The organism is Pseudomonas sp. Pseusp97 (assembly GCF_047304025.1).
In the GTDB taxonomy this organism is placed as follows: Bacteria; Pseudomonadota; Gammaproteobacteria; order Pseudomonadales; family Pseudomonadaceae; genus Pseudomonas.
The window spans coordinates 1-26,433 of record NZ_JBGLYK010000004.1 but is presented as its reverse complement, the minus strand read 5'-3'; the positions used below and the strand labels follow the sequence as shown (position 1 = coordinate 26,433).

Annotated in this window: 27 protein-coding genes and 1 tRNA gene; 13 read left to right on the top strand and 15 right to left on the bottom strand. The window is 59.8% G+C overall.

Annotated features, from left to right (window positions below; genetic code table 11):
• Nucleotides 1-5: 5 nt before the first annotated feature.
• The 6 genes from ACCC94_RS01760 to ACCC94_RS01735 all read right to left on the bottom strand — a co-directional run bounded on the left by ACCC94_RS01760 (nt 6) and on the right by ACCC94_RS01735 (nt 5,752).
• Nucleotides 6-2,867: an ATP-binding protein gene (locus ACCC94_RS01760; protein WP_413347750.1), complete on the bottom strand. Its 2,862-nt coding sequence runs from the start codon at nt 2,865-2,867 to the stop codon at nt 6-8.
• A 138-nt stretch (nt 2,868-3,005) separates the two neighbouring features.
• A complete protein-coding gene (locus ACCC94_RS01755; RefSeq protein ID WP_413347749.1) occupies nt 3,006-3,422 on the bottom strand; it encodes an organic hydroperoxide resistance protein in 417 nt (138 codons plus the stop codon).
• Between the two features lie 26 nt (nt 3,423-3,448).
• Nucleotides 3,449-3,838 (bottom strand): hypothetical protein, encoded by a 390-nt coding sequence (locus tag ACCC94_RS01750; RefSeq protein WP_413347748.1) that lies wholly within the window; start codon nt 3,836-3,838, stop codon nt 3,449-3,451.
• A 176-nt stretch (nt 3,839-4,014) separates the two neighbouring features.
• Nucleotides 4,015-4,764 (bottom strand): creatininase family protein, encoded by a 750-nt coding sequence (locus tag ACCC94_RS01745; RefSeq protein WP_259755473.1) that lies wholly within the window; start codon nt 4,762-4,764, stop codon nt 4,015-4,017.
• A 104-nt stretch (nt 4,765-4,868) separates the two neighbouring features.
• Nucleotides 4,869-5,036 (bottom strand): hypothetical protein, encoded by a 168-nt coding sequence (locus ACCC94_RS01740; RefSeq protein WP_413347747.1) that lies wholly within the window; start codon nt 5,034-5,036, stop codon nt 4,869-4,871.
• A gap of 71 nt (nt 5,037-5,107) precedes the next feature.
• The gene (locus tag ACCC94_RS01735; RefSeq protein ID WP_413347746.1) at nt 5,108-5,752 is read right to left on the bottom strand and encodes a tyrosine-type recombinase/integrase; all 645 of its coding nucleotides are present in this window, start codon (nt 5,750-5,752) and stop codon (nt 5,108-5,110) included.
• Between the two features lie 217 nt (nt 5,753-5,969).
• Between ACCC94_RS01735 and ACCC94_RS01730 the strand changes: the two genes are divergently transcribed.
• The 4 genes from ACCC94_RS01730 (at nt 5,970) to ACCC94_RS01715 (ending at nt 10,317) form a co-directional block, all read left to right on the top strand.
• Nucleotides 5,970-6,191, top strand: coding sequence for a hypothetical protein (locus ACCC94_RS01730; RefSeq protein ID WP_413347745.1), 222 nt, complete (start codon nt 5,970-5,972; stop codon nt 6,189-6,191).
• Nucleotides 6,192-6,938: 747 nt separating this feature from the next.
• Nucleotides 6,939-8,504 (top strand): recombinase family protein, encoded by a 1,566-nt coding sequence (locus ACCC94_RS01725; RefSeq protein ID WP_413347787.1) that lies wholly within the window; start codon nt 6,939-6,941, stop codon nt 8,502-8,504.
• Nucleotides 8,501-9,415, top strand: a complete 915-nt coding sequence (locus ACCC94_RS01720; RefSeq protein ID WP_413347744.1) for a ParB/RepB/Spo0J family partition protein — start codon at nt 8,501-8,503, stop codon at nt 9,413-9,415. Before ACCC94_RS01725 ends, ACCC94_RS01720 begins: the two co-directional genes overlap by 4 nt.
• Nucleotides 9,415-10,317, top strand: a complete 903-nt coding sequence (locus ACCC94_RS01715; protein ID WP_413347743.1) for a plasmid partitioning protein RepB C-terminal domain-containing protein — start codon at nt 9,415-9,417, stop codon at nt 10,315-10,317. The genes ACCC94_RS01720 and ACCC94_RS01715 overlap by 1 nt, the downstream gene beginning before the upstream one ends.
• Before the next feature lie 48 nt (nt 10,318-10,365).
• On the opposite strand, the gene ACCC94_RS01710 is transcribed toward ACCC94_RS01715, so the two are convergent.
• A complete protein-coding gene (locus ACCC94_RS01710; protein ID WP_413347742.1) occupies nt 10,366-10,764 on the bottom strand; it encodes a hypothetical protein in 399 nt (132 codons plus the stop codon).
• 260 nt (nt 10,765-11,024) lie between these two features.
• Nucleotides 11,025-11,618, bottom strand: coding sequence for an inovirus Gp2 family protein (locus tag ACCC94_RS01705; RefSeq protein WP_413347786.1), 594 nt, complete (start codon nt 11,616-11,618; stop codon nt 11,025-11,027).
• A 561-nt stretch (nt 11,619-12,179) separates the two neighbouring features.
• Here ACCC94_RS01705 and ACCC94_RS01700 point away from each other — a divergent pair.
• Complete coding sequence (locus ACCC94_RS01700; RefSeq protein ID WP_413347741.1) at nt 12,180-14,324, top strand: AAA family ATPase; 2,145 nt, start codon at nt 12,180-12,182, stop codon at nt 14,322-14,324.
• Between the two features lie 150 nt (nt 14,325-14,474).
• Here ACCC94_RS01700 and ACCC94_RS01695 read toward each other — a convergent pair whose 3' ends face one another.
• Complete coding sequence (locus tag ACCC94_RS01695; protein ID WP_023122019.1) at nt 14,475-14,672, bottom strand: helix-turn-helix transcriptional regulator; 198 nt, start codon at nt 14,670-14,672, stop codon at nt 14,475-14,477.
• Nucleotides 14,673-14,953: 281 nt separating this feature from the next.
• On the opposite strand from ACCC94_RS01695, the gene ACCC94_RS01690 reads away from it, so the two are divergent.
• The gene (locus tag ACCC94_RS01690; RefSeq protein WP_413347740.1) at nt 14,954-15,835 is read left to right on the top strand and encodes a hypothetical protein; all 882 of its coding nucleotides are present in this window, start codon (nt 14,954-14,956) and stop codon (nt 15,833-15,835) included.
• 390 nt (nt 15,836-16,225) lie between these two features.
• Here ACCC94_RS01690 and glp read toward each other — a convergent pair whose 3' ends face one another.
• Together glp and moaB are read right to left on the bottom strand one after the other, a co-directional pair.
• Nucleotides 16,226-17,440 carry a gephyrin-like molybdotransferase Glp gene (gene glp, locus ACCC94_RS01685; RefSeq protein ID WP_413347739.1) on the bottom strand — a complete coding sequence of 405 codons (1,215 nt, stop codon included), beginning with the start codon at nt 17,438-17,440 and terminating at the stop codon, nt 16,226-16,228.
• Nucleotides 17,437-17,976, bottom strand: a complete 540-nt coding sequence (gene moaB, locus ACCC94_RS01680; RefSeq protein ID WP_152224593.1) for a molybdenum cofactor biosynthesis protein B — start codon at nt 17,974-17,976, stop codon at nt 17,437-17,439. Before moaB ends, glp begins: the two co-directional genes overlap by 4 nt.
• Nucleotides 17,977-18,046: 70 nt before the next feature.
• On the opposite strand from moaB, the gene mobA reads away from it, so the two are divergent.
• From mobA to ACCC94_RS01665, 3 genes are all read left to right on the top strand, one after another.
• Nucleotides 18,047-18,631 (top strand): molybdenum cofactor guanylyltransferase MobA, encoded by a 585-nt coding sequence (gene mobA / locus ACCC94_RS01675; protein ID WP_413347738.1) that lies wholly within the window; start codon nt 18,047-18,049, stop codon nt 18,629-18,631.
• Nucleotides 18,632-18,725: 94 nt separating this feature from the next.
• Nucleotides 18,726-18,947 carry a YgdI/YgdR family lipoprotein gene (locus ACCC94_RS01670; protein ID WP_017519306.1) on the top strand — a complete coding sequence of 74 codons (222 nt, stop codon included), beginning with the start codon at nt 18,726-18,728 and terminating at the stop codon, nt 18,945-18,947.
• Nucleotides 18,948-19,092: 145 nt separating this feature from the next.
• Nucleotides 19,093-19,169: transfer RNA gene (locus ACCC94_RS01665), tRNA-Pro, on the top strand.
• Between the two features lie 116 nt (nt 19,170-19,285).
• Here ACCC94_RS01665 and ACCC94_RS01660 read toward each other — a convergent pair.
• From ACCC94_RS01660 to ACCC94_RS01650, 3 genes are read right to left on the bottom strand one after another with little or no spacing between them, the layout of a single operon-like run.
• Nucleotides 19,286-20,161 (bottom strand): NAD(P)-dependent oxidoreductase, encoded by an 876-nt coding sequence (locus tag ACCC94_RS01660; RefSeq protein ID WP_413347737.1) that lies wholly within the window; start codon nt 20,159-20,161, stop codon nt 19,286-19,288.
• A 52-nt stretch (nt 20,162-20,213) separates the two neighbouring features.
• Entirely contained in the window at nt 20,214-20,453 is a 240-nt protein-coding gene (locus ACCC94_RS01655; RefSeq protein WP_413347785.1) for a glutaredoxin family protein, read from the bottom strand.
• A gap of 27 nt (nt 20,454-20,480) precedes the next feature.
• Entirely contained in the window at nt 20,481-21,038 is a 558-nt protein-coding gene (locus ACCC94_RS01650) for a TetR/AcrR family transcriptional regulator (protein ID WP_413347736.1), read from the bottom strand.
• A gap of 193 nt (nt 21,039-21,231) precedes the next feature.
• Here ACCC94_RS01650 and ACCC94_RS01645 point away from each other — a divergent pair, with 193 nt between their 5' ends.
• The 3 genes from ACCC94_RS01645 to ACCC94_RS01635 all read left to right on the top strand — a co-directional run bounded on the left by ACCC94_RS01645 (nt 21,232) and on the right by ACCC94_RS01635 (nt 24,208).
• The gene (locus ACCC94_RS01645; RefSeq protein ID WP_413347735.1) at nt 21,232-21,828 is read left to right on the top strand and encodes a glutathione S-transferase family protein; all 597 of its coding nucleotides are present in this window, start codon (nt 21,232-21,234) and stop codon (nt 21,826-21,828) included.
• A 64-nt stretch (nt 21,829-21,892) separates the two neighbouring features.
• Nucleotides 21,893-22,759 (top strand): MBL fold metallo-hydrolase, encoded by an 867-nt coding sequence (locus ACCC94_RS01640; protein WP_413347734.1) that lies wholly within the window; start codon nt 21,893-21,895, stop codon nt 22,757-22,759.
• A gap of 177 nt (nt 22,760-22,936) precedes the next feature.
• Nucleotides 22,937-24,208 carry an OprD family porin gene (locus ACCC94_RS01635; RefSeq protein WP_413347733.1) on the top strand — a complete coding sequence of 424 codons (1,272 nt, stop codon included), beginning with the start codon at nt 22,937-22,939 and terminating at the stop codon, nt 24,206-24,208.
• A 144-nt stretch (nt 24,209-24,352) separates the two neighbouring features.
• On the opposite strand, the gene ACCC94_RS01630 is transcribed toward ACCC94_RS01635, so the two are convergent.
• Complete coding sequence (locus ACCC94_RS01630; RefSeq protein ID WP_413347732.1) at nt 24,353-25,561, bottom strand: ammonium transporter; 1,209 nt, start codon at nt 25,559-25,561, stop codon at nt 24,353-24,355.
• A 403-nt stretch (nt 25,562-25,964) separates the two neighbouring features.
• On the opposite strand from ACCC94_RS01630, the gene ACCC94_RS01625 reads away from it, so the two are divergent.
• Nucleotides 25,965-26,282: a DUF883 family protein gene (locus ACCC94_RS01625; protein ID WP_413347731.1), complete on the top strand. Its 318-nt coding sequence runs from the start codon at nt 25,965-25,967 to the stop codon at nt 26,280-26,282.
• The last annotated feature ends 151 nt before the right edge of the window (nt 26,283-26,433 follow it).

Sequence of the window (26,433 nt, the reverse complement as noted above, 5' to 3'; positions counted from 1 at the left end):
ACGAGTCAGGTGGCGCCCAGAGCGCGCCGCCGTTCCTCCAGCAAACGCACGTCCAGCGTGTCGAAGCCTTCCTCGAGCCGGCAGGCGTCCAGCAACGCCAGCGCCGCGACGTCCTCGCCCTGTCTCGTGCGCAGCCGCGCCAGGTCCAGGCTCGAACGCAGCATCCAGGCCCTGGCGCCCTGTTCGCGCGCCATCGCCAGCGAAGCCTGCAGCAGCTCCTCTACCGCCTGATCGCCCTCCTCGCCCAAGGCGCCGATGATCTGCGCCTCGATGCGCATCAGCTCCGGCAACGCATAGGCATCGCCACTGTCACGGCAATGGGCGATGCAGCGCCGTGCAACGCCCAGCGCGCGGCGGTGTTCGCCAGCGAGGATGAGGCCCTCGGCGAGGGCAATCTCGAAGGACGTGGTCAGCAACTCGTAGCGCATGCCGTGCAGGCGCGTGAGGCTCTCCTCCAACTGGCGCACCGCATCGCCGGGCTGCTCACGTCGAATGGCGATGGCCGCCTGGAACCCCGGAGTGGCAGCCTGATACGGCGCAAAGGCATTGGCCTCGGCAATGCGGTTGAAGGTCGCCAGGCTGCGTTCGGCCTTGTCCAACTCACCGGTCCAGATGTGGATGCACAGCGTCCACACCAGGGCGATGCTATGGGTTGCGGGATGGTTGAGCTCCGCCGCCTCGGCCTCCACCTGGTCTGCCCAGCGCCGCGACTGGTCCGCGCAGCCCAGCAGCCAGAGCGTGCGGGCCAGGGCCAGGCCGGTGCGGTTGTGGTGGTCGAAACCATAGTGCAATGTGCGGCTGCGCTCCGAGGGCAAGCTGTTGCGCAGGGACTTTTCCAGCTCCTCGCGCGCCCGTTGCTGATCGCCCAGCAGGTGATGGGAGATGCCTGCCAGCGAGGCGGCCACCGCCACCGCTTCCGGTTCGCGCAGGGTGTCGCCGACCACCACCGCGCGCTCCGCCCAGGCCAGCGACGAGGCGAAGTCGCCGATGCGTTCGTAGAAGATCTGCAGGCGCCCCAGCACGCGCAATTCGGCCCAGTGGTCCGCGAGCGCCACGGCGATTTCCAGGGCGCGCAGCAGTGCCTTGCCGGCCGCCTCGCTGTTGCCGCGGGTGAACATCAGCACCAGCCCGAGGGCCGATTGCAGCTCCATTTCGGTGGGCGTTCCGAAATAGCCCAGTTCCAGCAACTGCGTGGCCCGCGCGCACCAGGTGCGGCATTCCACCTGCAGCGAATAGTGCAGGAACAACGGCGCACTGGCAGCCGCCAGCGGCAGCGCCAGGCCGGGGTCTCCCTGCGGGCCGAAGCTCCATTCCAGCGCGCTGCGCACGTTGCCCAGTTGATTGGCCAGCAGTGCGCAGCCCTCGTAGATCACCTCCGGCACGCTGCCCAGTTGCTCCAGCAACCACAGGTAATAGGCGGCGTGACGGAAGGCCAGGGCGTGCGCCTCATCAAAGCCATGGCAAGCGGCCTTTTCACGGGCGAAGGCACGGGTCATCTCCAGCAGGCGATACGCCGTAGCGGCCTCGCTGCGGTCCACGGCCACCAGCCCCTTGGACGTCAGTTCATCGAGGATGGCGGCAGCCTCCAGCCCATCGATACGCCCGTCCGCGACGACCTGCGCGGCCGCCTCCTGGGAGAAGGGCCCGACGAACACCGACAGGCGATCGAACACCAGGCGCTCGTTCTCGGCGAGCAGCCCGTAACTCCAGTCCAGCATGGCGCGCAGCGTCTGGTGGCGCGGCTGCGCCGTGCGCCGGCCGGACCAGCCGAGGGAAAAACGCTCGCCCAGCAGTGCATGGGTGGCCTTCACGCCGTGGAGCGCCACCCGCACCGCCGCCAGCTCGATGGGCAAGGCCATGCCGCCCAGGCGCCGGCACATGTCGGCGACCAGGGCGGGGTCGCCTTCCTGCCATTGCAGCGCAGCGTTGGCAGCCTCGGCACGCTCGACGAACAGCCGCACGGCGGGGTACGCCAGCACTGTCTCGACGGGTAGGCCGTGCGGCTGCTCGGGAAACTCCAGCGGGCCGAGCCAGTGCGCCTCTTCGTCCCGCGCTCGCAGCGGTTCGCGGCTGGTGGCGAGCAGGCCGACACCGGGAGCGACGTCGCGGATGCGCTCGGCCAGCGCGGACACCACGTCGACCACATGCTCACAGTTGTCGACGAGCAGCAGCAGATCCTGGCCCTTGAGGTACGCCAGCAGCACCGCCAGCGGGTCTTCGGCCTGCACGGGCACCCCCAGCGCGGCGGCCAGTGCCGAGGCGACCAGATGCTCGTCCTCCACCTGGGCCAGGTCGATGAAGCGCACGGTATGCCGGCGCTCGGCAAGCAGACGATGGCCGACTTCGACGACCAGGCTGGTCTTACCCACCCCGCCGGTGCCGACGATGGTGAGCAGGCGCGGCTCGCGCAGGCGCTGCAGGATCATCTGCACGTCGGCCTCACGGCCGATCAGCTTCACCCGCGGCGGCAGGCTGCCGACGCCCTCGGCCACGGGCAACACCGCCGGCGCCGCATCGCCTGCGCGGCTCACCGGAGCGACGAAGGCATAGCCGACACCTACCTGGGTGGCGATGTAGCGCGCGCCGTCCTCGCCATCGCCCAGGGCGCGGCGTAGCCCGTTCATGTGAAAGCGCAGGCTGCCCTCTTCCACCACCATGTCGGGCCACACCCGCTTGAGCAGTTCGCGCTTGGAGAGCACCCGGCCGGGCTTTTCCAGCAGGGCCAGGAGCAGGTCGAAGGCGCGCCCGCCGATGTCCATTGGCTGCGCATCACGGGTGACCAGGCGTTTGCCGGGTATGACCCGGAACGGGCCGAATTCGATCGGCGCTATCGCCGAGGGGGACAGATCGTCCGCTGCAGACTCCACGGGGCGTTTCTTCCGGAAGTGGGAGTGGGCGCGAGGCTGGCCCGCAAGTCCTAGCAGGATAGGAGTTTCGAGCGCGCGATCAAGCCTCGCGCGCGGCCTTTTATGCGCGCTGTCACGCTAAATCGGCGTCAACCGGGCTCAACGTAGGCTCAGGGTAACGGCAATGTTGCCGCGCAGCGCTTTCGAATAGGGACAGCTGTGCCGCGCCGCGTCCACCAGGCACTGCGCCAGTTCCGCTTCCAGCCCAGGCAGTTCGATTGCCAGATGCGCGCGCAGGAAGAAGCCGTGCTCGCCATGCATCAGGTCCACCTCGGCGTCCACCGCTGCATCCGCAGGGAACTCCAGCTTGCGCGCATGGGCCGCGTGGCGCAGCGCGCCGATGAAACAGGCGGACCAACCCGCAGCGAACAACTGCTCGGGGTTACTACCCTCCCCTGGCGCCCCTGGCGGCGTCAGGCGAAGCTGCAGGCGACCGTCGTCACTGCGCGCTTCGCCATCGCGGCCACCTCGGGTACGCACGCGGGCGGTGTAGAGAACCTTCTCGATCGACTGCATCGGGACTACATCCTGACAGCGTGAAATCAATGCGCGGCGGCAGTGCGCATGCGTCGCGCGGGCGTGTGCGGCGGACTCGCAGCCGGCGCCTCGGCGTGCAGCGTACTGCGGTAGGCGCTCAGCTCCTGGCGGGCCAACTCCAGCAGCCAGGCGCGGAAGGGAACGGTCGGATCAAAAGCTGCGCGCTGCCGCTCAACCTGGCGCAAGGTGGCGCGAACCAGGTCGCCCATGGCCGGTTGGCCGATGCGCCCGGCCTGTACCTGACCCTCGAAGAACGCGATGAGCAGCGGCAGCAACGCCATGTACAGCTGTCGCGAGGCAATGCCCGCCGGCTCGCCAGTGCCGAGGACCAACGCACGGAACTCCGCATTGCTGCGCCGCCCCGCCAGATTCATGCAGCCGTCATGCTGGGTCATGGAGGCCTCCCCTGGTTAGCCAATGACTCCCGGCTGCCAGCGTGGCAAGGAGCGTGCAATCGGGCCAGTTATCTGCTGTTAGCTCTTGTTAGCCGCCCCCCAGGGGCTACCGGCAGCGCACAAAAAACCCGAGCGACGCTCGGGTTTCGTGAAGGGCAACGCTGCGGCGGTAGCACTCAGAACGGCGACAGTTCACCGCTGAAGGCCTCGACCGCCTGCACCAGTCCCTGGGCGGCCAGCATCACCAGTTCGCGCCCCTTTTCCGGCGTGGCGAGGCCGGGATCGGAGCCCATGCGGCCGTCCGGATGACGCGCGCGGAAATCCGCCGCCTCGCGGATAGGCCCCCAGTTGGCGATCGCCGGCGAGTATTCGGCCGACTTGATGTGCTGCGGGTAGGCCCACTGGGTGACGGCGATCTCCGACGGCGTGGCGTGAATACCGTGGCCCTTGGGGAACTGCCGGTTGGCCAACTCGCCGACACCTTCCAGGTCCCACCAGTTGCACAGTTTCAGGGCGAACCCCGCCGGGCGCCGCGCGAAGCTGGCCTGGGCATACAGTTCGGAGAACGCGGCCTCGATGGAAGCTACGTTGCCGCCATGGCCATTGAGGAAGAGGATCTTCTCGAAACCATGGGCGGCCAGGGAGTTCACCCAGTCGCAGATGGCGGCGATGAAGGTCGAGGGGCGCAGCGTAATTGTGCCGGGGAAGCCCAGGTGGTGTTGCGCCATGCCGATATTGAACGTCGGCGCGATGAGGATATCGGCCGATTTCTGCGCTTCGTGGGCGATGATTTCAGGGCACATCCAGTCCGTACCCAACAGGCCGATGGGACCGTGCTGCTCGTTGGAGCCGATGGGTATGACGATGGTCCGGCTGCGGCCAAGAAACTGCTCGATTTCGGACCAGGTGCACAGGGGAAGGAGCATGGGAGACCTCTCGATTCGACAGTTTCGTCGAGTGGGATGAGCGTGAAGTGGACGTTAGGGGTGTGGGGCTCTGGGTGCCATGCCCGGGTTGCCCGTGGCTGAAATCACAGCATGAAGGCCAAGACGGCGAACATTGCACCTTGGTGTCCATTGGCGCCAGGCCAGCCGCCATCGGCAAAATGTCGTAATTCGAGGGCAACTTCCTTCCCGTTGCGGGAGGGAACCAAATCAAGAATACGTGGGCGTTTTCCCAGCGAACCATGCATCGACATGATGAGCACTATGAAGTGCCCCCGCTTTCAGGAGGCGCCGGCAAATATCCGGCGCCGGCCAAGGGACATGTTTAAACCTCAGTCTGTTCCGCCATCTCCAGAGCGTCATCGACCTCAATGCCCAAATACCTAACGGTACTCTCAAGCTTTGTATGGCCGAGAAGCAACTGCACTGCTCTCAGGTTCCTCGTTCTGCGATAGATGAGCGATGCTTTGGTTCTACGAAGTGTGTGAGTTCCGTAGAGCGTGGGGTCGAGGCCAATTGTCGTTACCCAGGCTTTCACAATGCGGGCGTACTGCCTCGTGGATATGTGAGCTGAACGTCGAGCACGACTGGGAAAAAGGAAATCGTCGTTACGACGGCGAGTTGCACGGATCCAGGCTTCTACTGATGCTCTTGTCTGAGCGGTGATATCGAATTGCACCGGCCGCTGGGTCTTCTGCTGCATCACGATCGCGCGCGTCGACACATCATCACCGTGAGCTATGTCTCTGACGCGCAGCTTCGTTAAATCGCAGGCTCGCAATTTACTGTCTATGGCGAGGTTGAACAGCGCCAGATCGCGCTCCTTGTTTGCGATCTCAAGTCGCACTCTGATAGCCCAAATGTCCCTAAGTCGCAGCGGTGCTTTCTGGCCGACCAGTTTGCCCTTGTTCCAAGGTTCGCGAGCTTTGGGTGTGGGTGTGGGTGTGGGTGTGGGTGTGGGTGTGGTCATGATTCGTCCTCCACATGAGTGAAGGACTAGGGTGCATCGCTCGCGACCTCAGGGCCGCTTCCGGCCATTAGCGGACATTTATCAACGAGAGGACTGGCTGGATCGTCCACGCAGAAGAAGCACCTCGCATGTGCTTGGCACGGTCTTCACCAGGCCGTTCATTCCAATGCGCTACTCTTCGATGAGTAGCTGAATATTCCACTTGGAGGGTCATGCCATGTCGCTGGACAGAGCATCACAGGAGTTGCGCGTAACATTGGCAGAGCTGAGCTTTCGAAATGAGGCCTCGGCAACAGTATTGGAGCTGGCCGCACTGGAGCTTCCACCCGGCCAGGCAGACAAAGTGCGAGAAGTAATCAAGTTGCTCCGAGCTGATGCCGGAAAGATTCGCATTCTGGCCGAGCGCACTCAGGCCGGACAGATAGCGGTGCTGCAATGAAAGAGGCGGAGCGACAGCTACGCTCTGCACTGCGAACGGCCTCGTTCAACAATGCCGCAGCGGCCGATTTGATCCGAACCTTTGCAGCCATGGTTAGAGGCAAAGGGGCAGCGGGGAGACTACAGGAAATGGCCGGTCAGCTGGATATCGATGCGGATACGCTTGAGGTCTTTGTGTCTGAAATCAATGAAGGCAGGATCTCGCGCACACCGTAACCGTAGATCCCACAGGCGCCCGGCCCTTCGACGAAACCGTGACCTGCTCCAGATCAGTGGCGTTTGCTCCCTGCCTCATTGAACAACCTTAGCGTGACGCTAGGGCTTAGACGGCTTTAGTTCTATCACGCGATCAATTCCCTCAAGCAAGGCAAGAAGACGGTGTCGTAAGGAGTAAAGCTCCGCAGCCACTAAAGCCTGTGGGCGACCTGCCATGCTCAGGAATGCACTAAGAGCCGCATCAGAGTTCCCAACCAATGAAATTAGGTGCTCACCTCGTGGCCCCGACGTACCGGCGACCCAGTTCTTAACTGTGCGCTCGTTAGCATTAGTCCAGCGCATCAATGTCTTGGTTGCTTGATGCGTAGCTCCTAGCTCGTCTTGCAAGGCGATAGAGATCTGCTTGGCGTATTGCTCTGCGCTTGGAAAAAAATTGCCCGTTTTCGTAAACATTTTTCCTACCCCCGTCTTCTACCTTTTGTTAATCAACACCAGCGAAACGCTGGATGAAGACTGGCTGGGGCATTTGCCGATGCAAACATTCATTGGCTCTGAAGAAGATAGGAGAGCGTCAAGACTGCGCAAAGCTGCTGCGTATGTGCGAATGTCTACCGAGCACCAGCAGTACTCGACCGAAAACCAACTCGATACTATTCGTCTTTATGCCGCCGCCCATGATCTGGAAATTTCTCGTACATATACAGATTCGGGAAAAAGCGGCCTGCGACTTGAGGGTCGAGATGCTCTTAAGCAGTTGTTCGATGACGTTGAAAATGGACTCGCCGACTACTCAACCATTCTTGTCTACGACGTCAGTCGTTGGGGGCGCTTTCAGGATCCCGATGTCAGCGCAAGCTACGAGGTTCGTTGCCGACAGGCAGGGGTGTCTGTTCAATACTGCGCTGAACAGTTTACTAATGATGGATCACCGGTCTCGAACATCATAAAAAGTGTAAAACGGATGATGGCAGGAGAGTACAGCCGAGAGTTGTCTGTAAAAGTTTTTGCAGGCCAATCTCGGCTGATAGAACTTGGGTATCGGCAAGGTGGTCCAGCAGGATTTGGTCTCAGACGACAATTAATAGACGCCAACGGAACCCCTAAGGGCATGTTGGATTCCGGAAAGCATAAAAGCATTCAGACTGACCGCGTGGTTCTAGTTCCAGGCCCTGATGATGAGATCGAAATAGTTCAATGGATTTACAGACTATTCGTCGAAGAGGGACGCAGCGAACGAGAGATCTCGGATTGGCTTAACACCCGTGGAGTTTTAACTGACAGAGTGCGTCCATGGACCCGGGGCACCATCCACCAAATACTGATCAATGAGAAATACATTGGAAACAATGTATGGAATCGCTGCTCCTTTAAGCTCAAGCAGCAAAGAGTTCGCAACAAGCAGGATGAATGGATTAGGGCTGACGGTGCATTCCAACCTATAGTTAGTGCAGTACTATTCCGCGCAGCTCAAGAAATAATTCAGACTCGCTCATACAGAATGTCTAACGAGGAAATGCTGAATAAACTACTGGAAATCTACGCGCGGAACGGATATTTGTCAGGACTTATTATTGATGAAACTGAAGGATGCCCATCCAGTAGCGCATATCAGCATAGATTCGGAAGCTTGCTGCGCTCCTACGCCCTAATTGGCTACACCCCCCAGCGCGATTACGAGTACATCGAAGCAAATCGCCGTCTTCGCCAGATGCATCCGACCTTACTTCAACGTGTCATAGGTGACATTTCGGCAGCCGGCGGGCACGTCGCGATTGATCCAAAAACTGATCTAATACAATTGAATGAGGAATTAATAATTTCTCTGGTGTTGTGCCGTTGTCAGAACTCCGCGAGTGGGGCTAGGCGCTGGAAAATTCGCTTCGACCTAGGCGCAGCTCCCGACATCACCGTCGCAGTTCGCATGATAGAAGGAGAAGAGTCACCCCTCGATTATTACGTCCTGCCAACCATCGATATAGTTTCATCGAACTTGCGACTTGCAGAATCAAATCCTTCAAGCCTTGAAATCTATCGCTTTGACAGCCTTCAGATCCTGGCTGAACTATCACGTCGCTCAGCGTATAGGAGAGTTGCATGACGGCCATCCCCAGCAACCGCAAAGCACCTCTGCACGTCGCCGAAGAGTCCTCCATTCGCTTAATCAATCTAGAACGTATTCGAATCCTCAACCCAAGGGGGCGTAACCGACGGGTTTTCGCCAAGTTGGTTGAAAATATCTCAGCCCTTGGCCTTAAGCGCCCTATCACTGTGACGCCAGTTAATGATGCTGCCGAGGAGTGCTACGAGATTGTCTGTGGGCAAGGCCGGTACGAGGCATTTCAAGCCTTAGGGGAAACAAGCATCCCTTGCATTGTCGTCAGTGCTCGTGAGGCAGACCGATTTCTCATTAGCCTTGTCGAGAACCTGGCTCGCCGAAAACACTCCAATCGAGATCTGTTGAACTCGATCCAAGTGCTTTGCGAGCGCGGCTATTCAGCAGTGGAAATCGCTGCCAAAACCTGCCTCGATACCGGTTATATCACCGGCATCCTCATGCTATTACGAAATGGAGAGGATCGGCTGATTGCGGCCGTCGAGAAAGGGTGGCTACCCATTAAGTTCGCCACGGATATTGCGCGCGCCAGTGACAGCGAAGTCCAACTGGCCATGATAGAAGCTTACGAAACAGGGCTGCTCAAAGGAGATCAACTGCTTCGGGTACGTCGACTGATTGACCGTCGGAAGGCGCTAGGTAAGCGCTTTAGTCCTGTGTCAGGTAGCGAGCGTCTGAATACTCCACAGAAACTACTCAGCGCCTATCAAGCCGAGGTTCGTCGGCAGAAAGTGATGATCAAGAAAGCTGATATCAACGAACAGCGCTTGCTCATCATTGTGACGGCCCTGCGCAAGCTGTTTGCAGATGAGTACTTCTGCACCCTGCTGCGCAGCAAAGGGATACAGGACATGCCCAAACCTCTGTCGGACCGAGTTCAGGGGGAAAACTCATAATGGGTAACGTCAAGCAGGCCTTTGAGCAACGCGTTATCGTCGTACCTGTTGAGCAAATCCTACCTACTCGAAAACTGGGAAAAGCGACTTACACGAGCAAGAAGTATTTGAGCATCCTCAGCTCAATCCGCGAACTCGGAATCATCGAGCCTCTGGCTGTACACCCTAAACCGGTGATCGACGCTGGCGTGACCTCGTACATCTTGCTCGACGGCCACATGCGCCTTGAGGCACTCAAGGCGCTGGGAGGTACTGAAGCACTATGTTTGATCTCAACCGACGATGAGGGCTTCACCTACAACCGGCAAATAAATCGGCTAACGCCTATTCAAGAGCACAAAATGATCATTGCAGCATTGAAGAAAGGTGTCTCAGCGGATCGAATTGCACAGGTCCTAGGCATGAATGTAAATCGCATCCATGCGCGCGCCAATCTTCTGAAAGGTATTGCACCCGAGGTAGTGGAGCTGCTCAAGGTTCGAATGGTGGCGAATGAGGTCTTCACTGTGCTGCGTCGGATGAAGCCTATCCGCCAAATTGAAGCCGCGGAAATGATGATCAGTGCGAATTGTTTTACCCACAACTATGCGCGAATGGTTCTAGCTGCGACCCGCCCCGAATTCCTGGTCACACAGAAAAAATCGACTACCGAGGTCAGCTCAGTCGACATTACTCGTATGGAACGAGAGATGGAGAACCTCCAGCATGACTATCGGCAGGTGGAAGATACTCTTGGTGAAACTATGCTCGTCTTGGTCGTTGCTAAAGGCTACTTAATGCGCGTCTTGCGCAATGAGTCGATCGCTGGCTATCTCCATCAACATCATGCTGATTTGCTAGAAGAACTGATGTCCATCATGGAGGCAGTTAGCACTGATGCTCGGCATCTGGAGCGGGAATAGCTGTGTCCGCTATGGGTCGGAAGCTGACTCTAGCGAAGCCCCATGAGCTCACTCTTGAGGGGTATGGAATTGCGTTCGAACACGCTTCACGAACCAGTTCAGTGTCTCTTCCGGCGTTAGATACCCGTCTTCACTTTCGTTGAGGCAGACCATGCCCACCAATGGGCTGAACTCAAGCCCCACGCACCGACAGGCATCCTGAAACGCTCGTAGTGCCTCGCCCTCCACTTCATCGTCGAGCCCCATGATGAAGTCATGCATTTGCTTTAGCTGAACGACTGAAATGGCTAGAGGTGTCGGCTGATAAAGGCTATCGCCGGCGCGATCATGAGAGACGTGGTAGGCCGGCTCGCTGCTGGCCCAAACTGCCTCAACGAAACGCTCAATCTGGCGGGTGATATCTGCCCGATGCAGCAGTTCGGAAAGGATGGCGGTGTGGCTCGTCATGGAAATGCACCTAGCTGGCTTTAGTCATACCAGGAGCCAACTGGGTTAATTTCTACGAACCAACCAGTCCGAAAACGAGGCTTCCACGCCCAGTCTCGATACGGTCAAACACCGCGCTCCATCGCAAGAGTTGAAGCATCCCGACGATGCCCTTTCAGAGCTGCCGAGCTGCTCCAACTGCCCCTTCACGCAAACAGGAATGAGGCAGGTGCATTGGACCGATCATGGGTGAAGATCGATATAAGACGTGTCTGGAATAGCTATCCACGGCTGCATCCGAAGCCATGCTGACCATCCCTATAGTTCTTCGTAGCTGCCTTGCAGAGGTAACTCGCTCGATGGAACAGGTCAGCTAGCTCTCCATGATCACCAGCAGCTCGAGTAACCAGGTATCCAGCCGCTCGGGGTATCTCCACCAGACCACTCACCTCGCCCACGCTAAGACCCAGCGCACTCGCCCATGCCTGCTGCAGACGATGGAAGATGTTCTGCTCAGATGAGGTCTTCCTGCCGACTGTGAAGTAAGCATCTCCATTGAGCAGGATCAGCAGGTGGTAATGCGGTCTCTCTCTCCTGCTCTCTTCTCTCGCCCATACATATCGGACCCTGCTGTCATGAGCGTATCGATGCCGAGTGCGTGCCCTCTGTCGATCATGCTCGATCTTGGCCTTGAAGGACTCCAGAAACCTACTGATGACCTCGTTGGTGTACACGTAGTCAGGCAGCTCGATGGACAGTGGCAGACGTAGATCCACTCTAAAGGCAAACACTCTGGAGTACTGCTTCAGGGAACGTGCAATGGTGCTGTGCAAGCGAGATAGGTACTGTTCGATGAAGGGTCCCTTCTCTGCCATTACAGGAAGGCCCTGGAAAGTGCTGCTGTGATGCAGGTGGAGGCTGGTATTACTCGGGTGACGAGGCATGAAGGTTACTCCTGAGTGAGGCTCATATCCTCTGCACTGGGAGTAACTTTCTACTGGTCAATGGCTAGGAAGACGTAGTGATTGGATGGATGAGCTGGGACAGGAGCTGGTGTTGAATGGTGGGATGGATAGATGGCTATAAAGCATATTACCCGCACCGAGAACTCAACCTCCAATGAGCTCGGACAGACTGAAGCTAAAGCCACAATGTCGATTGGACATTTTCGGTTCTCGTCACTCCGGCAATAAATCAATCACCTCCGCATTTCCCTAATCGAATCGGACGTTCAACCAAGGCAGCAATCGACCCATTGCAGCTGCTCGAGGGCGGCCAAATCCAGCAGGAAGCGTTCGGTCTGCTCGCAAAAAAATCTGCTCCCTTTCTCCCAAGCGATGCCTGGCTGAACATGTTCTTGGAGTGATGGCTTCCTAATCTCACAGCTCAGACCTAGGATGAAACCTTGGTAGCCGTTTCTCGATAGGGACAGTCCAGTGATAAAGAAAATCATTCTCCGAGGTGTGACCAGCTATTCCCCGGATGCGAATGTGGCGATCGGGCCGCTGACCAAGGTCAACATGTTTTATGGCCACAATGGCACGGGTAAGACCACCATCGGCAATTACCTCCAAGATCCCGGTGATCTGATTTATTACAACTGCGACATTCAACCTTCAAACCCTGATCGTGAACTGCTGGTCTACAACCACAACTTCATGGAAAGCCATTTTCAGGAGAGTTCGCAGCCCGGTGTTTTCACACTGAACGAAGGGAACATTGAGGCAGAAAATGCGTTGCTAGCTGCGGAAGAGGCGCTACAGAAACTAGCCGAGCAGCGGCAAGGCGAGTTGGTTGCTGGTAACGCTCTAGCTGCGACACAAAAAGAGAATAGAGAGACGTTTTTAGATGATTTATGGATCTTGAGAAAGCAGCACGACAGCTCAGATCTGAAGTTTTGTTTCACAGGATTAAATACTAAGGAACGCTTGGCGGAAAAAGTCGAAAGTCTGAGCCTGCGGCCTGTGACAGACACATTTGAGATATTAGCTCTGGAGGCATTTGAATTACAGTCAGCAAGTGATCAAGAGCGTCCGACGCTCCCTTCATTCAGTTTTTCGGAGCAGGATCTTGAATCCAGCCCATTATTGGATGAGGTTATAATTGGCTCTGATAACTCTTACCTCAGCGAGGTAATCAACAATCTTGGAAACTCCGATTGGGTAAAGCAGGCATTTAGGTTTGTTGATAGAAATGACAATACTTGTCCTTTTTGCCAGCAGAAACTCCAAGCGGATTTCTACGAAGAACTAAACAAGGTTTTCGATCAAACCTACCAAAGAAAAGTGGATGATCTGGCAGGGGTGAAATCTAGGTACGAAGCAGGTGCAGCACGTCTCAAGGCCCAGTATCAGCGGATCGATTATCAAATGCCAGAGTTCGCAACTGGAATCGCCGCTCTTGAGGTTCTTCTGCAGAAAAATTGCCGCTTGCTAGCCGATAAGCTCGCTAACCCGTCAGCACCGGTCGTTCTGGAGTCGTCTTCCCATGTATTGGATAGCCTGAATTTATTAGTGAAGCTTGAGCAAGATAAGATCACCGCTTTCAATCTCAAGGTGAAAAACAAAAAAGCTCACTTAGATACGATCAAAGTCCGATTTTGGGATTGTTTCAGAGGTGCGATCGACTCAGTGCTTTCTAAAGCCAAAGCAGCTCGAAATGATCTCGAAACGCAGATTGCAACGAAGCGAAAGGCAATTGAGCTTATTAAAGAGCAGGCTCAAAAACAAAAGCAAATCATCGCTGATAATAGAGCAAAAATAACCAACATTGATCAGTCGATAGATAGCATCAACGCGTCACTCAACACGCTGGGGCTGAAAGGTTTCTTGGTGGTGCGGGAAGAGGGTGATTTGCCCCGTTACCGCCTAGAGCGGCCGGCTCAGCAGCAGGGAGTATTCAAGACATTGAGCGAGGGTGAGAAGACACTAATCTCGTTCCTTTACTTCTTAGAGATTTGCAATGGAGACCTCGACAGCAAGAGCGGCAAGCTGAAGACAAATCGCGTCATAGTTATCGATGATCCAATATCGAGCCTGTCTCACAACTATGTTTACGATATCGCGTCGTTAATTTATCGGAGAATCCTAAGTCCCAAAGACAGGTTCAAGCAAGTTTTTATTTTGACTCACAATCTTTTCTTTTTTCATGAGATGCTAAAGCTTTTGAAGAAGGCTGACGACTTTTCGCTGTTTAGAATAACCAAGGCGCAATACAGCGGCATCATCCCAATGAAAGCATCTGATATACAGAACGACTACCAATCTTTCTGGCAGGCCATTAAAGACGCACAGTCAGGCCGAACCTCAGTATCTGTAATCCCCAACATGATGCGAAACATCCTTGAGCATTATTTCAATTTTGTGCATAAGCAAGATGAACTCGCGAAGGCGTTGCAGGATTTAGCTGATGAGGACGCCGATTTTAAGGCTCTGTATCGCTATATAAACCGTGAGTCTCACTCCGATGCCGTGAACCTTACAGATTTTGGTGAGATTGAGCCTGATCATTACATTGAACGGTTCAGACAAGTATTCGTGCGAACTGGTTTTGAGCAGCACTACGAGAAGATGATGGCCTGAGTGACAAGGGTTCAGATTTATTCACGCTGCTTTAACGTCCGCGCTTCTGGCCGATTGCTGCCTTAGATACCCCCTTCGATAACTCCTCCCAACGGTATAAACGCGGTGACTGGCTGTGTCCAGTCACCGCGTTTATACCTGGCCCATCTCTCACGCGGCTCTCAAAGCAGCGTCACGCTCTTCAATTTTCTCCATCACCCAATCGTGCACCTCTTCCTCTACCCACCCCACGCACCTCTCCCCCAGTGACACCGGCTTCGGGAAAGCCCCTTCGCTGATGTACTTGTAGACGGTCGATCTGGCCAGACCGGTCGTAGCCATGACTTCTCGTAAACGGATGATCCTCATGAACGTGCTCCTGGTGTTCGTTCAGAGGATTGGCAGGTCTCGTTTTTAATGACCGGGACGAGCTCTGGATAGCCCTGGTGGCAACAACGGGCGTCAGCCCCCCCATGTAGAAGGCAGACTGCAGAGCAGGTATGGATGAAACACCGCTGCAGGCCTCGGAATTCCAGATATGTCTTATTAAAACGGCATCTAGGCAGCTTCTAGAATCACTCTACGCCACATCTACAATCCATCTATTCCAGCTCTCCGCAGCTAGAAGCTTTCACCAAGGCAAGGAAGTCATGGCCCGTCGCCGCTCTCCTCTCAAACCCGGCTTCTTCGCCGAGGACACCCTCTCCAACCTGCTAAAGGAAAAATCAGTCGACCGTCGTCGCGACATCTGGCTGTGGTTCTACCTGGCACTGCGCGACACCGCCGTCTACCACCCCGAGAACATCATTCCTGCGACCATGCGCGACCGTATGGCCGAGAGCATTGAGAAGTTCGGAGTGACGACAGACCTCTTGGGGGGCAATCAGAACTACTTACTGATTCCTGAGAAGCACTTCTCCTGGATATCGGAGAGCGAACGTCAGCTGTCTTGGATCAAGCGCAGACTGCCCCGTGAAATGGCGGACGAGCGAATCTATTCGCCGGCGCTATCCGAGAGGGAACTGTTGATAGCCACGATCGACTGCGCTGAATCACCCGCAAGGGAAAAGACCTCATTCCTGGCAACCCTGAAGCGCGCATGGGACGAGCAGCAGCAACTGGACCACCAGTTGGATTGGATTAAGGAAGGGGACGAGCGAGAAGCCTGCTTGCACGTCTGGGACTGGCTGAGCAAACACCTCTCGGATCAGGTGTTCCCTAACCCACGCCCAGAAAGCCATCAACGTCTGCTACAAGCCCTCGACACCTTTACGTGGAGCACCATTGAGAGGGCCCATTGCATCGCGACGGTCAGGCGGCTTTGGAGGCAGAAACTTCGGCGCCAAGAAGCCAAGGGGAAGAAGCAATACAACTTTATCCTGAGCGACAAGGCGATCAAGCGGCTGGACAGATTCTCCAAAGATAACGAGCTCTCTCGAGCCCGGGTCCTCGAAATCCTCCTCCAGATGGAAGAGGAGAAGGATCTCTATCTTAAGGAGCAGATTCGTGTGCTGCGAGGGGTCGAGCACTGACATTCGAAGTAAGCAGCTAGCGCCCAGGACCCAAAAAAGCGACCTCGGACCGGAAATCTAGCAGATAGGAAAAATCCAAAGTGTGGGTAAAAGTGTGGGTAAACTCAGAGCAAAACCGACTAACCCAGTTATTACGCATCTTTAACGACTAAAAAAGCCGGTCTGAGACCGGCGTTTTTCATGGAGCGGCACGCGGATTGGCTTTGCGTAGGAGCGGACTCCGTCCGCAATCATCCTCAGCCGGCCTGTCGACCGGGATCGCGGATAAATCCGCTCCTACAAATATGCGAACACCGTGCTGTATCTGTAGGAGCGAGCTTGCTCGCGAACGATGCCGGACTCCCAGGTATCAGACGGTTCGCGAGCAAGCTCGCTCCTGCAACAAACGCATCAGTCGAGGAGCTCGCTGAAAGGAATGAAGGTCAGCCACTCCCCTTCGACCAGCGTCGTGCCCTCGCGCACTTCTGCCAACCCTTCGGCCCAGGCCGCGCTGCGCAGCACGCCGGAACTCTGGTTGGCGTAAGGCACCGCACGGCCATTTTCCAGGCGCGCGCGCAGGTACTCGCGGCGGTTGCCCGGCTTGGTCCAGTTGAAGCCAGCCGGCACCTGCAGGCGCAGTGGCTCGACCTTCTGCATACCGAGGCGGCGCATCAGGTAGGGCCGCGCCAATAGCGCGAAAGTCACCAGGGTGGACGCGGGATTGCCCGGCAGGCCGATCACCGGTACCTGCTGGTAATGGCCGACGGTCAGCGGCTTGCCCGGCTTGATCGCCAGTTTCCACAACGCCAGCTCGCCTGCTTCGCGCAGGGCCGCACCGAGGAAATCCGCCTCGCCGACGGAGACGCCGCCGGTGGAAAGGATCAGGTCCACATTCGACAAACCGGCCAGGGCCGCGCGGGTGCGCTCCAGGTCGTCCGGAAGGATGCCGGCGTCCAGCACTTCGCAGCCGAAGCGCTGCAGCCAGGTGCGCAGCAGATGGCGGTTGCTGTTGTAGATCTGTCCTGGCGCCAGCGACTGGCCCGGCTCCACCAGCTCATCGCCAGTGGACAGCAGCGCCACGCGCGGGCGGCGGCGCACTTTCAATTCGCCGAGGCCGAGCGACGCGGCGAGACCGATCTCGATCGGCCCAAGGCGAGTGCCGACCGGCAGCACGCAATCGCCCTTGCGGGTTTCCTGGCCCTGCGGGCGGATGTGCTGGCCCACCCTGAGCGGTTCCAGGAAGCGCACGCGGCCGTCTTCCAGCACCTCGGCGTTTTCCTGCATCTCGACGCAATCGGCGCCTTCGGGTACAGGCGCACCGGTGAAGATACGCGCGCAGGTGCCCGGCAGCAAAGGCTCGCCCGCCTGTCCGGCGAAGATCTTCTGGCTGACCGGCAGCGCTTCGCCCTGCCAGTCGGCATGGCGCAGCGCGTAGCCGTCCATGGCGCTGTTCGGCCACGGCGGCAGGTCCAGCCCGGCCAGCAGCGGCTCGGCGAGGACACGGCCATCCGCCTCAGCGAGCGGCAGGATCTCGATGTCGAGGATCGGGCTCTGTTCCGCCAGGCTCAGCAGGCGCGCCAGCGCATCCTCGACCGGCAGCAGGCCCGGCTTGTCGCAGCAGCTCATCCGCGGCTCTCGCAGGGCGCCGCCTTCTTCAGGTGCGGCACGAAGTTGCACGGGCGGTGGCTGGCGTTCAGTTGCTCGCCGAGGATGCCGTCCCAGGCGGTGCGGCAGGCATTGGTGGAGCCCGGCAGGCAGCAGACCAGAGTGCCGTTGGCGAGGCCGGCGAGCGCGCGGGACTGCACGGTGGAGGTGCCGATGTCGGCCACGGAAATCTGCCGGAACAGCTCGCCGAAGCCGTCCACCACCTTGTCCAGCAGACAGGTCACGGCTTCCGGGGTGCTGTCGCGGCCGGTGAAGCCGGTGCCGCCGGTGATCAGCACAACCTGCACTTCGTCCTCGGCGATCCAGGTCGCGACCTGGGCGCGGATGCGATAGAGGTCATCCTTGAGCAGGACGCGGGCGGCCAGGTTGTGGCCGGCAGCCTTCAGGCGGTCGACGAACAGCTGGCCGGAGGTGTCGGTTTCCAGGGTGCGGGTATCGCTGACGGTGAGGACGGCGATGTTCAGCGGGACGAATGGCTGCTCGGCCTTGTGGCTCATGATGAGGGCCCTTGCTTGTGAGGTTGGAATGCGCGGTGTTATATCACAGGCCCGCCCCGGAGACCCTGACATGCCACAAGCCCCGCTGCCGCCCTGTTCCGTCCTGATTCTCGCCGGAGGACGCGGCCAGCGCATGGGCGGCCAGGACAAGGGCCTGCTGGAGTGGCAGGGGCGCCCGCTGGTGAGCTACGCCGTGGCCCTCGCCCGCTCCTTCAGCGACGACCTGATCATCTCCTGCAACCGCAACGCGGAGGTCTACGCCGGCTTCGCCGACCGTCTGGTACGGGATGACAGCACGGACTTCCCCGGCCCGCTGGCCGGTATCCGCGCAGGTCTGGCCGTGGCTCGCCACTCCCACCTGCTGGTGCTGCCCTGCGATGCGCCGCGTCTGGATGCCGACTTGCTGGAGCGTCTGCTGCGCGCATCGGCCGCAGCGCCGGACGTCGTTCATATGCTGCGCTGCGGCACGCAGTGGGAGCCGCTGTTCAGCATCATTCCGGTGGTGATGCGCGCGGCGATAGAAGAAGCCTGGAACCAGGGCGACCGCAGCCCCCGCTACGTATTCTCGAGGCTGGGCTTGCAGGCGGTGGATTGCCCCGGCGAAGACCCGCGCCTCGCCAACCTGAACACCCCTGAACTGCTCTATCGCGACTGATAGCGGCGCATTCGAAAATTTTCCGGGAACTATGCCATCACCCCCTCGGTCAGACTTTTCGTACTTTTTTGTTCGCTCATCAGGAGATTCACTAATGAACAAACGGATGCTTCCCGCCTTCCTGCTCGCCCTGGGCTTCGGAGTGCTCGCTGGTTGCTCCACTCCGTCCGTCATCACCCTGAACGATGGTCGCGAGATTCAGTCGGTCGACAAACCCAAGTACGACGAAGAATCCGGCTTCTATGAGTTCGAACAGCTGGATGGCAAAACCGCCCGCGTGAACAAGGATCAGGTACGGACCGTCAAGGACCTCTGATTCTCCCGGTGGTGAAAACGCCCCGCCGGCCGTGATCGGTCTGCGGGGCGTTCGCGTTTTTGCGGGGGCGGAAAAACTTTTTTCAGATATTTTTCGCTAACCCCTTGTGCATCAAAAGTTTTTCGGTAGAATGCGCGCCATCAAACGGAGCGTAGCGCAGCTTGGTAGCGCGTCTCGTTCGGGACGAGAAGGTCGCTGGTTCGAATCCAGTCGCTCCGACCAAATCCCGAAAAACCCGCCTGAAGGCGGGTTTTTTATTGCCTGCGATTTGTCCGCGGATGACGGATCGCAGGCACAAGAAAAGCCCGTCCAGCCGGACGGGCTTTTTCATGGGCGATTCAGAGCTGCCCGGATCTGCGCAACGCCACCTGCGACAGGGCGCTCCAGTCCAGCTCGCCGTCACCGTGGGCAATGGCTTCGAGCAGGTTGTCACGCAGCAGGCTGGCCAGTGGCAGCGGCACGCGCTGCTCGTGCCCGGCCGACAGCGCCAGGCCGACATCCTTGAGCCCCAGCACCAGGCGGAAGCCGGCCGGATCGAAGCGCTGCTCGGCAATCTGTGCACCGTAATTGCGGTACACCGGCGCGTTGAACAGGGTGTTGCCCATGATCTCCATGAACTCGCCCGGCGCCACGCCGTAGGTCTTCACCAGCGCGGCGCTCTCCCCCATCGCCTCGATGGCGCTGGCGATCATGAAGTTGCCGGCAATCTTCACCGCGACGGCGCGCAGCGGGTCGTCGCCCAGCGGCCAGGTCTTCTGTCCCAGTACGTCGAGCACCGGCTGCGCCTTGGCGATGGCGATTTCAGGGCCGGCGACCAGGATGTTCAACTTGCCCGCCGCGGCGACATCGGTGCGACCGAACACCGGCGCGGCGATGAATTCCAACCCCCGCTCGCGGTGCAACTCGATCAACTCGCTGACGAAGCCGGTGGACAGCGTGGCCATGCTCAGGTGCACCAGACCGGCCTTGGCCGAAGCCAGGGCACCGCTGTCCAGCAGCACGGCGCGGGTGGAGGCATCGTCGGCCAGCATGGAAATCACCAGCTCGACATCGAATGCCTGCGCAGGCTCGGTGGCGGCGACGGCGCCCAGCTCCACCAGCGGCTCGGCGGCGCCGGGCGAGCGGTTCCAGACGGTGACCTGATGGCCGGCGGTGATGAGATTGGTAGCCATGGCAGCGCCCATGCCGCCCAGTCCGAGAAATCCGATCTTCATTGCAGAGCGCCTCGCATCGATTGATTGAGGAACGGGAAAGCCGCGGACTGCGTCAGCGGCTGAGGAAGGCAGCGACCTGCTGCGCGTCGAAGGGCCAATTGAGTTCGGCCCCGGAATCGCAGCGGCGCAGTACGGGAATGGTCAGGCCGTATTGCTCGACCCATTCCTCGCGGTCGGCGATGTCCACCAGTTCGACCAGCAGGCCGTGCTCGACGAAAGGCATCAGCACCGCCTCGGCCACTTCGCAGAGGTGGCAGCCGAGGGTGCCGAAGAGCTGGCATTCCGGCGGCATGGAGGGTTCCTGGGGTGGCGTCATGGATCAGACTCCGGCGTGCTTGAGCAATGTATCGGCAACGGCCCGGGCTTCGCGCCCCTGCTGCGCCGGGCCCTGCATGTGCGCCATCACCAGCACGCCTTCAAGCAGGTACTGCAGTTGCCGGGCCAGGGCTTGCGGCTCCGCGGCGCCGAGACGCGCCAACTGGGCGGCAAAGAAACGCCCCAGGAAAGCCTTGTGCTCGGCGGCCTGCTGGTGAATCGGGTGTTCGCGATCGTGGAATTCGCCGGCGGCGTGGATGAAGGCACAGCCGCAGAAGTCCGGACTGTTCAGCACGTCCTGCAGGCCGTCGAAAACCGCGAGGATCGATTCGCGTGGCGCAAGGATGCGTTCGGCCACCTCCATGCGCTCGACCATGCGCGCGTGGCGTTCTTCCAGGGCAGCCATGATCAGCTCGTCCTTGGATTTGAAGTGCTTGTACAGCGTCATCTTCGCGACGCCCGACTCGGCCAGGATCCGGTCGATACCGGTGGCGTGGTAGCCCTCCCGGTAGAACAGGTCCTGTGCGGTGGCGAGTAGCAGCTCGCGTTTGCTGGATGCCATGGCATTACCTCCTGACCGGACATTATGCGCGAGGCTTGGCGCCCATGGGGAGCCGGGCGATTTACCGACAGCGACAGCGGAAGCCGACCGACTTCCCGTCACTTCACTTGAACTATACAGACCTGTCTGTCTATTATCTATTCCAACACGCCACGACAACCGTCCCACAACAACATCGCAAGGGGCTTGCGCCATGAAACTCCACGACGTCGCGCTTTCCGGCAACTGCTACAAGGTTCGCCTGTTCCTCGGGCTTATCGGCCAGAAGGCCGAACTGCTTCCGGTGGACTTGATGGGCGGCGCGCACAAGCGCCCGGCCTTCCTGGCCATCAACCCGCGCGGCCAGGTGCCGGCGCTGGAGGATGGCGAACTGCGCCTGGGCGACTCCCACGCCATCCTGGCCTACCTCGCCCGGCAGTACGCCGAGCCACACTGGTACCCGCAGGACGCCATCACCCAGGGCCGCATCGCCAATTGGCTGAGCTTCTCGGCCAACGAGGTGCAGCACGGGCTGGCGATGGCCCGGGTGATCCAGCTGTTCAAGCGCCCCGGCGACCTCGCCGCCGCCCAGGCCAAGGGCCGCCATGCCCTGGAGCTGCTCGATGCGACGCTGGCCGACCACCGCTGGCTGGCGCAGACCGACAAGCCGAGCATCGCCGACATTGTCGTCTATCCCTACGTCACCCTGGCGCCCGAAGGCGGCCTGGAACCGGCCGGCTATCCCTACGTGCACGACTGGATGGCCCGTGTTCGCGCCCTGCCCGGCTACCTCGCGCAGCCCGCCTTCTGACTCTCTCCTGCTCGCGCCGCCAACGTGACGGCGCCCTCCTTCGCTCCACGAAAAGGAAATTCCGATGCGTCTCCCATCCCTGCTGCTGGCCGGGCTGTTCGCCCTCACCTGCCTGAATCTCCAGGCCGCCGACCTGCGCTTTTCGCTGATCCGCACCTCAGGCATTACCACGCTGGATGCCTTCACGGTGGCCGGCGGCGACTGGACGCGGCTGGTTCCGATGAACCACACCGCCGTCCTCGTCCAGCACCACGCCGCCACCTTGCTGTTCGACACCGGCCTGGGCAGCCAGGCAGACGCCCAGTTCAAGCAGGACATGCCCTGGTGGGAAAAGCCGCTGTTCCGCTACGAAGGCCTGAAACCGGCACGCGAACAGTTGCAGGGCAGCGGTATTTCCATCGACCGGATCATCCTGTCGCATGCCCACTGGGACCATGCCTCGGCGCTGTCGGACTTCCCGGAAGTTCCGGTCTGGGCGACCTATGACGAGATCAACTATGCCCATATCGCCCAGCCGCCGGCGGTGTTCCCCAGCCAGTTCCGCCATCCGGTGAAATGGGTACCCTTCCAGTTCGACTCCGGCCCCTTCCTGAGCTACGACCGCAGCCTCGACCTGTTCGGCGACGGCAACCTGGTGCTGGTGCCGATGGGCGGCCATACGCCGGGAGCGGTGGGCCTGTTCATCACTCTCGACGACGGCCGGCGCTTCTTCTTCAGCGGCGATACGACCTGGCGGCTGTCCGGGTTCACCGGGCCGCACGAGAAGTTCTGGGTGAGCCGCAACATGGTGGACAACAATCGCGAGCAAACCCTCGCCGAAGTGGCTCGCGTGCACGAGCTGATGCTGGCCTACCCCAAGCTCACCGTGGTGCCTGCCCACGACGCCCTGGTGCAGGACAAGCTCGGCTACTACCCCCACTGGGTCCAGTGAAAGCCACGCCACTCGCCGCTCGGCGCTTCAATAGCCAGCTTACTAATCAGCGACTAAGGTCTAAGAGTCGTCAACATTCGGTAATGATTTAGTAGATAGGCTGTAACAGATTGACATGCCGGCCCTGATCCAGTCGGCATCATCAAACTGCCCCAAGCGCTCGAGGAGACAATAACAATGAGCAAGACCCCGATCGCCCGTGCCGTGGCTTTGGCCGCGCTGGGTACCAGCTTTACCCTTCCGACACTCGCCCACGCTGATTTCATCAAGGACAGCAAGGCTACCGTCGAACTGCGTAACTTCTACTTCAATCGCGACTTCCGCCAGGACAGCCCTGCCCCTACGCAGAACAAGGCCGAGGAATGGGGCCAAGGCTTCATCCTCAAGTACGAGTCGGGCTATACCGACGGCACCATCGGCGTCGGCGTCGATGCCCTGGGCACCCTGGGCCTGAAACTCGATTCCTCGCCTGACCGCAGCGGCACCGGCCTGCTGCAGCGTTCCTCCAGCGACAAGCGCGCCGAGGACAGCTACGGCGACCTGGGCGTAACCGCCAAGCTGCGCGCGTCCAAGACCACCCTCAAAGGCGGCACGCTGATGCCGAAGATGCCGGTGGTGCAGTTCAACGACACCCGCCTGCTGCCGCAGACCTTCAGCGGTTTCGCGCTCAACTCGGCGGAACTCGACGGCCTGACCGTCGACGGCGGCCGCCTCTATCAGGTCAATCAGCGCGATTCCTCGGACTACGAGGACATGACCATCACCGGCGGCGGCAAGCGCAATATCAAGCTGGGCGATAGCCTCACGTCCAACAAGTTCCTGTTCGGCGGCCTCACCTACAAGTGGACCGACAGCCTGAGCACCAGCTACCACTACGGCGGCCTGGAAGACATCTACAAGCAGCACTACCTGGGCCTGATCCACGTGCTGCCGATTGCCGACAAGCAATCGCTGAAGTCCGACATCCGCTGGGCCAAGTCCGATGACGATGGCGGCAGCAACGTCGACAACAAGGCGCTCAACGCCATGTTCACCTACGCCCTGGGCTACCACGCCTTCGGCCTCGGCTACCAGAAGATGAGCGGCGACACCGGCTTTGCCTACATCAATGGCACCGACCCTTACCTGGTGAACTACATCCAGATCGGCGACTTCGCCAACAAGGATGAAAAGTCCTGGCAGGCGCGCTACGACTACAACTTCGCCGGCATCGGCATCCCCGGCCTGACCTTCATGACCCGCTACGTGAAAGGCGACAACATCGACCTGATCACCACCGACGGCGAAGGCAAGGAATGGGAACGCGACACCGACATCGCCTACGTCTTCCAGGACGGCCCGCTGAAGAACCTGGGCGTGAAATGGCGTAACGCGACCATGCGCACCAACTACACCAACGACTACGACGAGAACCGTCTGATCGTCAGCTACACCATGCCGCTCTGGTAACCCGCATGGCATGACGAAAAAGCCCGGCAGATGCCGGGCTTTTTCCTTTTCCCTCTGTAGGAGCGAGCTTGCTCGCGAACCACTTGACTCCAGCGCTGCCGGTGGAACAGTTCGCGAGCAAGCTCGCTCCTACAGGTTGCCGTCTCAGTCCTGACTGAGCGCCCCGATCTTGTGGATCGACAGATCGGCGCCGTAGTACTCCTCCTCCTTCGTCAGGCGAATGCCCACCGCCGACTTCACCAGGCCGTACACCAGCAGGCCGCCGGCGAAAGCCACCGCCACACCGAGCAGTGTGCCGATCGCCTGACTGGCGAGACTGACCCCACCCAGCCCGCCCAGCGCCTGCTGACCAAAGATGCCGCAGGCTAGGCCGCCCCAGGCGCCGCACAGGCCATGCAGCGGCCAGACGCCCAACACATCGTCGATCTTCCAGCGCACCTGGGTCGCGGTGAAGGCCCAGACGAACAAAGCGCCCGCCACCATGCCGGTGGCCAGGGCACCGATGGGATGCATCAGGTCGGAACCGGCGCAGACCGCCACCAACCCTGCCAGCGGGCCGTTGTGCAGGAAGCCCGGATCATTGCGACCGACCAGCAGCGACGCCACCGTACCGCCGACCATCGCCAGCAAAGAGTTCACTGCCACCAGGCCGCTGGCTCCGGCCAGCGACTGCGCGCTCATCACGTTGAAGCCGAACCAGCCGACGATGAGAATCCACGACCCCGCCGCCAGGAACGGAATGTTCGACGGGGCGAAAGCGACCAGCCGCCCTTCACGATAGCGACCATTGCGCTGCCCCAGCAGGACTACCGCGGCCAGCGCCAGCCAGCCGCCAAAGGCGTGCACCACCACGGAGCCGGCGAAATCATGGAAGGCTGCACCGAACTCGGCCTTCAGCCAGTTCTGAAAGCCGAAGTTGCCGTTCCAGATCAGCCCCTCGAAGAATGGATAGACGAAGGCCACGATCAGCGCCGTCGCGCACAATTGCGGGCCGAACTTGGCGCGTTCGGCGATACCACCGGAAATGATCGCGGGAATCGCCGCGGCGAACGTCAGCAGGAAGAAGAACTTCACCAGGGCGTAGCCGTTTTCGTTCGCCAGCGTCGCCGCCGGCTGCAGGAAAGTGACGCCATAGGCTATCCAGTAGCCAATGAAGAAATAGGCCAGGGTGGAGATGGCGAAGTCCGAAAGAATCTTCGACAGGGCATTCACCTGGTTCTTCAGGCGCACCGTGCCCACTTCGAGGAAGGCGAAGCCCGCGTGCATGGCCAGAACCATGACCGCGCCGATCAGCAGGAACAGCGTATTGGAGCCGTGGACCAGCGTCTCTACGGCACTATTGAGGTTTTCCATCGCTACAGGCAGCCCCGGAGGTTGGGGAAAGCACCAAAACGGCTCGCGGCGACCCTGCGTCGCACCACACTGAAGCAGTGGCGCACCACAGAGGGGCCGAGCGCTGAACCAGAAGGGCCCACGAGCCTTCCGACCAGCTTCGCAATTTCTTGTACTTCCTTATGTATTTCAGTCGTTTGAGCGCATATTCCCGGCCCTTCGCGGCACCGGGAACGCCCCGCCGTGGGGCGCTCGACGCTCCATGCGCACCAGAGAAATGCAAGCGGCATACCAGCACTTCCGTCATCGGCGGCTAGGCTTGAGCTGGTGTCTGCCTCGCGGCCGGGCGGTGAATTTATGAGAAACTTTCCCGCACCCGCGAGGTTCGAACCCTAGGAACCTCAACCAGCACAAGGAGCATCACATGCCTCGCAAGACCGCAGTGAACGCCGCCAAGGATGAACTCCTGGCCGAATTCCAGGCCCTCGTCAGCGACACCGAGAAACTCCTGCAGACCTCGGCCGAACTGGCAGGCGCCGAAGCCGACCAGATGCGCGACCAGATCCACGAAAGCCTCAAACGCGCCCGTGAGGCCATCTACTCCACCAAGGACTCGGTCCGCGACCAGGGAAAAGCCGCCGTGGACGCCACCGAGGAATACCTGGGCGAACATCCCTGGCAAGCCGTGGGCATCGCTGCCGGTGTCGGCTTCCTCCTCGGGCTGCTGGTCAGCCGGCGCTGATCCATGAGCGACCCCATGGACGCCGGGCCGAAAAACCCGACCAACTCCCCTTCCCTGGGGGGCGGGGGGGGCCCCGGGGGGGGGGGGGGGGGGGGGCGCGTGGGACATGGGGGGCGGCGGCGGGGGGGGGCGGAAGCCCCCCCCCGGAAAA

Bases quoted from the DNA above. Each gene is read 5' to 3' on its own strand.
- ACCC94_RS01755 (WP_413347749.1), bottom strand. From the start codon at position 3,422: ATGCAGTCGATCGAGAAGGTTCTCTACACCGCCCGCGTGCGTACCCGA.
- ACCC94_RS01750 (WP_413347748.1), bottom strand. From the start codon at position 3,838: ATGACCCAGCATGACGGCTGCATGAATCTGGCGGGGCGGCGCAGCAAT.
- ACCC94_RS01745 (WP_259755473.1), bottom strand. From the start codon at position 4,764: ATGCTCCTTCCCCTGTGCACCTGGTCCGAAATCGAGCAGTTTCTTGGC.
- ACCC94_RS01740 (WP_413347747.1), bottom strand. From the start codon at position 5,036: ATGTCGATGCATGGTTCGCTGGGAAAACGCCCACGTATTCTTGATTTG.
- ACCC94_RS01735 (WP_413347746.1), bottom strand. From the start codon at position 5,752: ATGACCACACCCACACCCACACCCACACCCACACCCACACCCAAAGCT.
- ACCC94_RS01730 (WP_413347745.1), top strand. From the start codon at position 5,970: ATGTCGCTGGACAGAGCATCACAGGAGTTGCGCGTAACATTGGCAGAG.
- ACCC94_RS01725 (WP_413347787.1), top strand. From the start codon at position 6,939: ATGCAAACATTCATTGGCTCTGAAGAAGATAGGAGAGCGTCAAGACTG.
- ACCC94_RS01720 (WP_413347744.1), top strand. From the start codon at position 8,501: ATGACGGCCATCCCCAGCAACCGCAAAGCACCTCTGCACGTCGCCGAA.
- ACCC94_RS01715 (WP_413347743.1), top strand. From the start codon at position 9,415: ATGGGTAACGTCAAGCAGGCCTTTGAGCAACGCGTTATCGTCGTACCT.
- ACCC94_RS01710 (WP_413347742.1), bottom strand. From the start codon at position 10,764: ATGACGAGCCACACCGCCATCCTTTCCGAACTGCTGCATCGGGCAGAT.
- ACCC94_RS01705 (WP_413347786.1), bottom strand. From the start codon at position 11,618: ATGGCAGAGAAGGGACCCTTCATCGAACAGTACCTATCTCGCTTGCAC.
- ACCC94_RS01695 (WP_023122019.1), bottom strand. From the start codon at position 14,672: ATGAGGATCATCCGTTTACGAGAAGTCATGGCTACGACCGGTCTGGCC.
- ACCC94_RS01690 (WP_413347740.1), top strand. From the start codon at position 14,954: ATGGCCCGTCGCCGCTCTCCTCTCAAACCCGGCTTCTTCGCCGAGGAC.
- glp (WP_413347739.1), bottom strand. From the start codon at position 17,440: ATGAGCTGCTGCGACAAGCCGGGCCTGCTGCCGGTCGAGGATGCGCTG.
- moaB (WP_152224593.1), bottom strand. From the start codon at position 17,976: ATGAGCCACAAGGCCGAGCAGCCATTCGTCCCGCTGAACATCGCCGTC.
- mobA (WP_413347738.1), top strand. From the start codon at position 18,047: ATGCCACAAGCCCCGCTGCCGCCCTGTTCCGTCCTGATTCTCGCCGGA.
- ACCC94_RS01670 (WP_017519306.1), top strand. From the start codon at position 18,726: ATGAACAAACGGATGCTTCCCGCCTTCCTGCTCGCCCTGGGCTTCGGA.
- ACCC94_RS01660 (WP_413347737.1), bottom strand. From the start codon at position 20,161: ATGAAGATCGGATTTCTCGGACTGGGCGGCATGGGCGCTGCCATGGCT.
- ACCC94_RS01655 (WP_413347785.1), bottom strand. From the start codon at position 20,453: ATGCCGCCGGAATGCCAGCTCTTCGGCACCCTCGGCTGCCACCTCTGC.
- ACCC94_RS01650 (WP_413347736.1), bottom strand. From the start codon at position 21,038: ATGGCATCCAGCAAACGCGAGCTGCTACTCGCCACCGCACAGGACCTG.
- ACCC94_RS01645 (WP_413347735.1), top strand. From the start codon at position 21,232: ATGAAACTCCACGACGTCGCGCTTTCCGGCAACTGCTACAAGGTTCGC.
- ACCC94_RS01640 (WP_413347734.1), top strand. From the start codon at position 21,893: ATGCGTCTCCCATCCCTGCTGCTGGCCGGGCTGTTCGCCCTCACCTGC.
- ACCC94_RS01635 (WP_413347733.1), top strand. From the start codon at position 22,937: ATGAGCAAGACCCCGATCGCCCGTGCCGTGGCTTTGGCCGCGCTGGGT.
- ACCC94_RS01630 (WP_413347732.1), bottom strand. From the start codon at position 25,561: ATGGAAAACCTCAATAGTGCCGTAGAGACGCTGGTCCACGGCTCCAAT.
- ACCC94_RS01625 (WP_413347731.1), top strand. From the start codon at position 25,965: ATGCCTCGCAAGACCGCAGTGAACGCCGCCAAGGATGAACTCCTGGCC.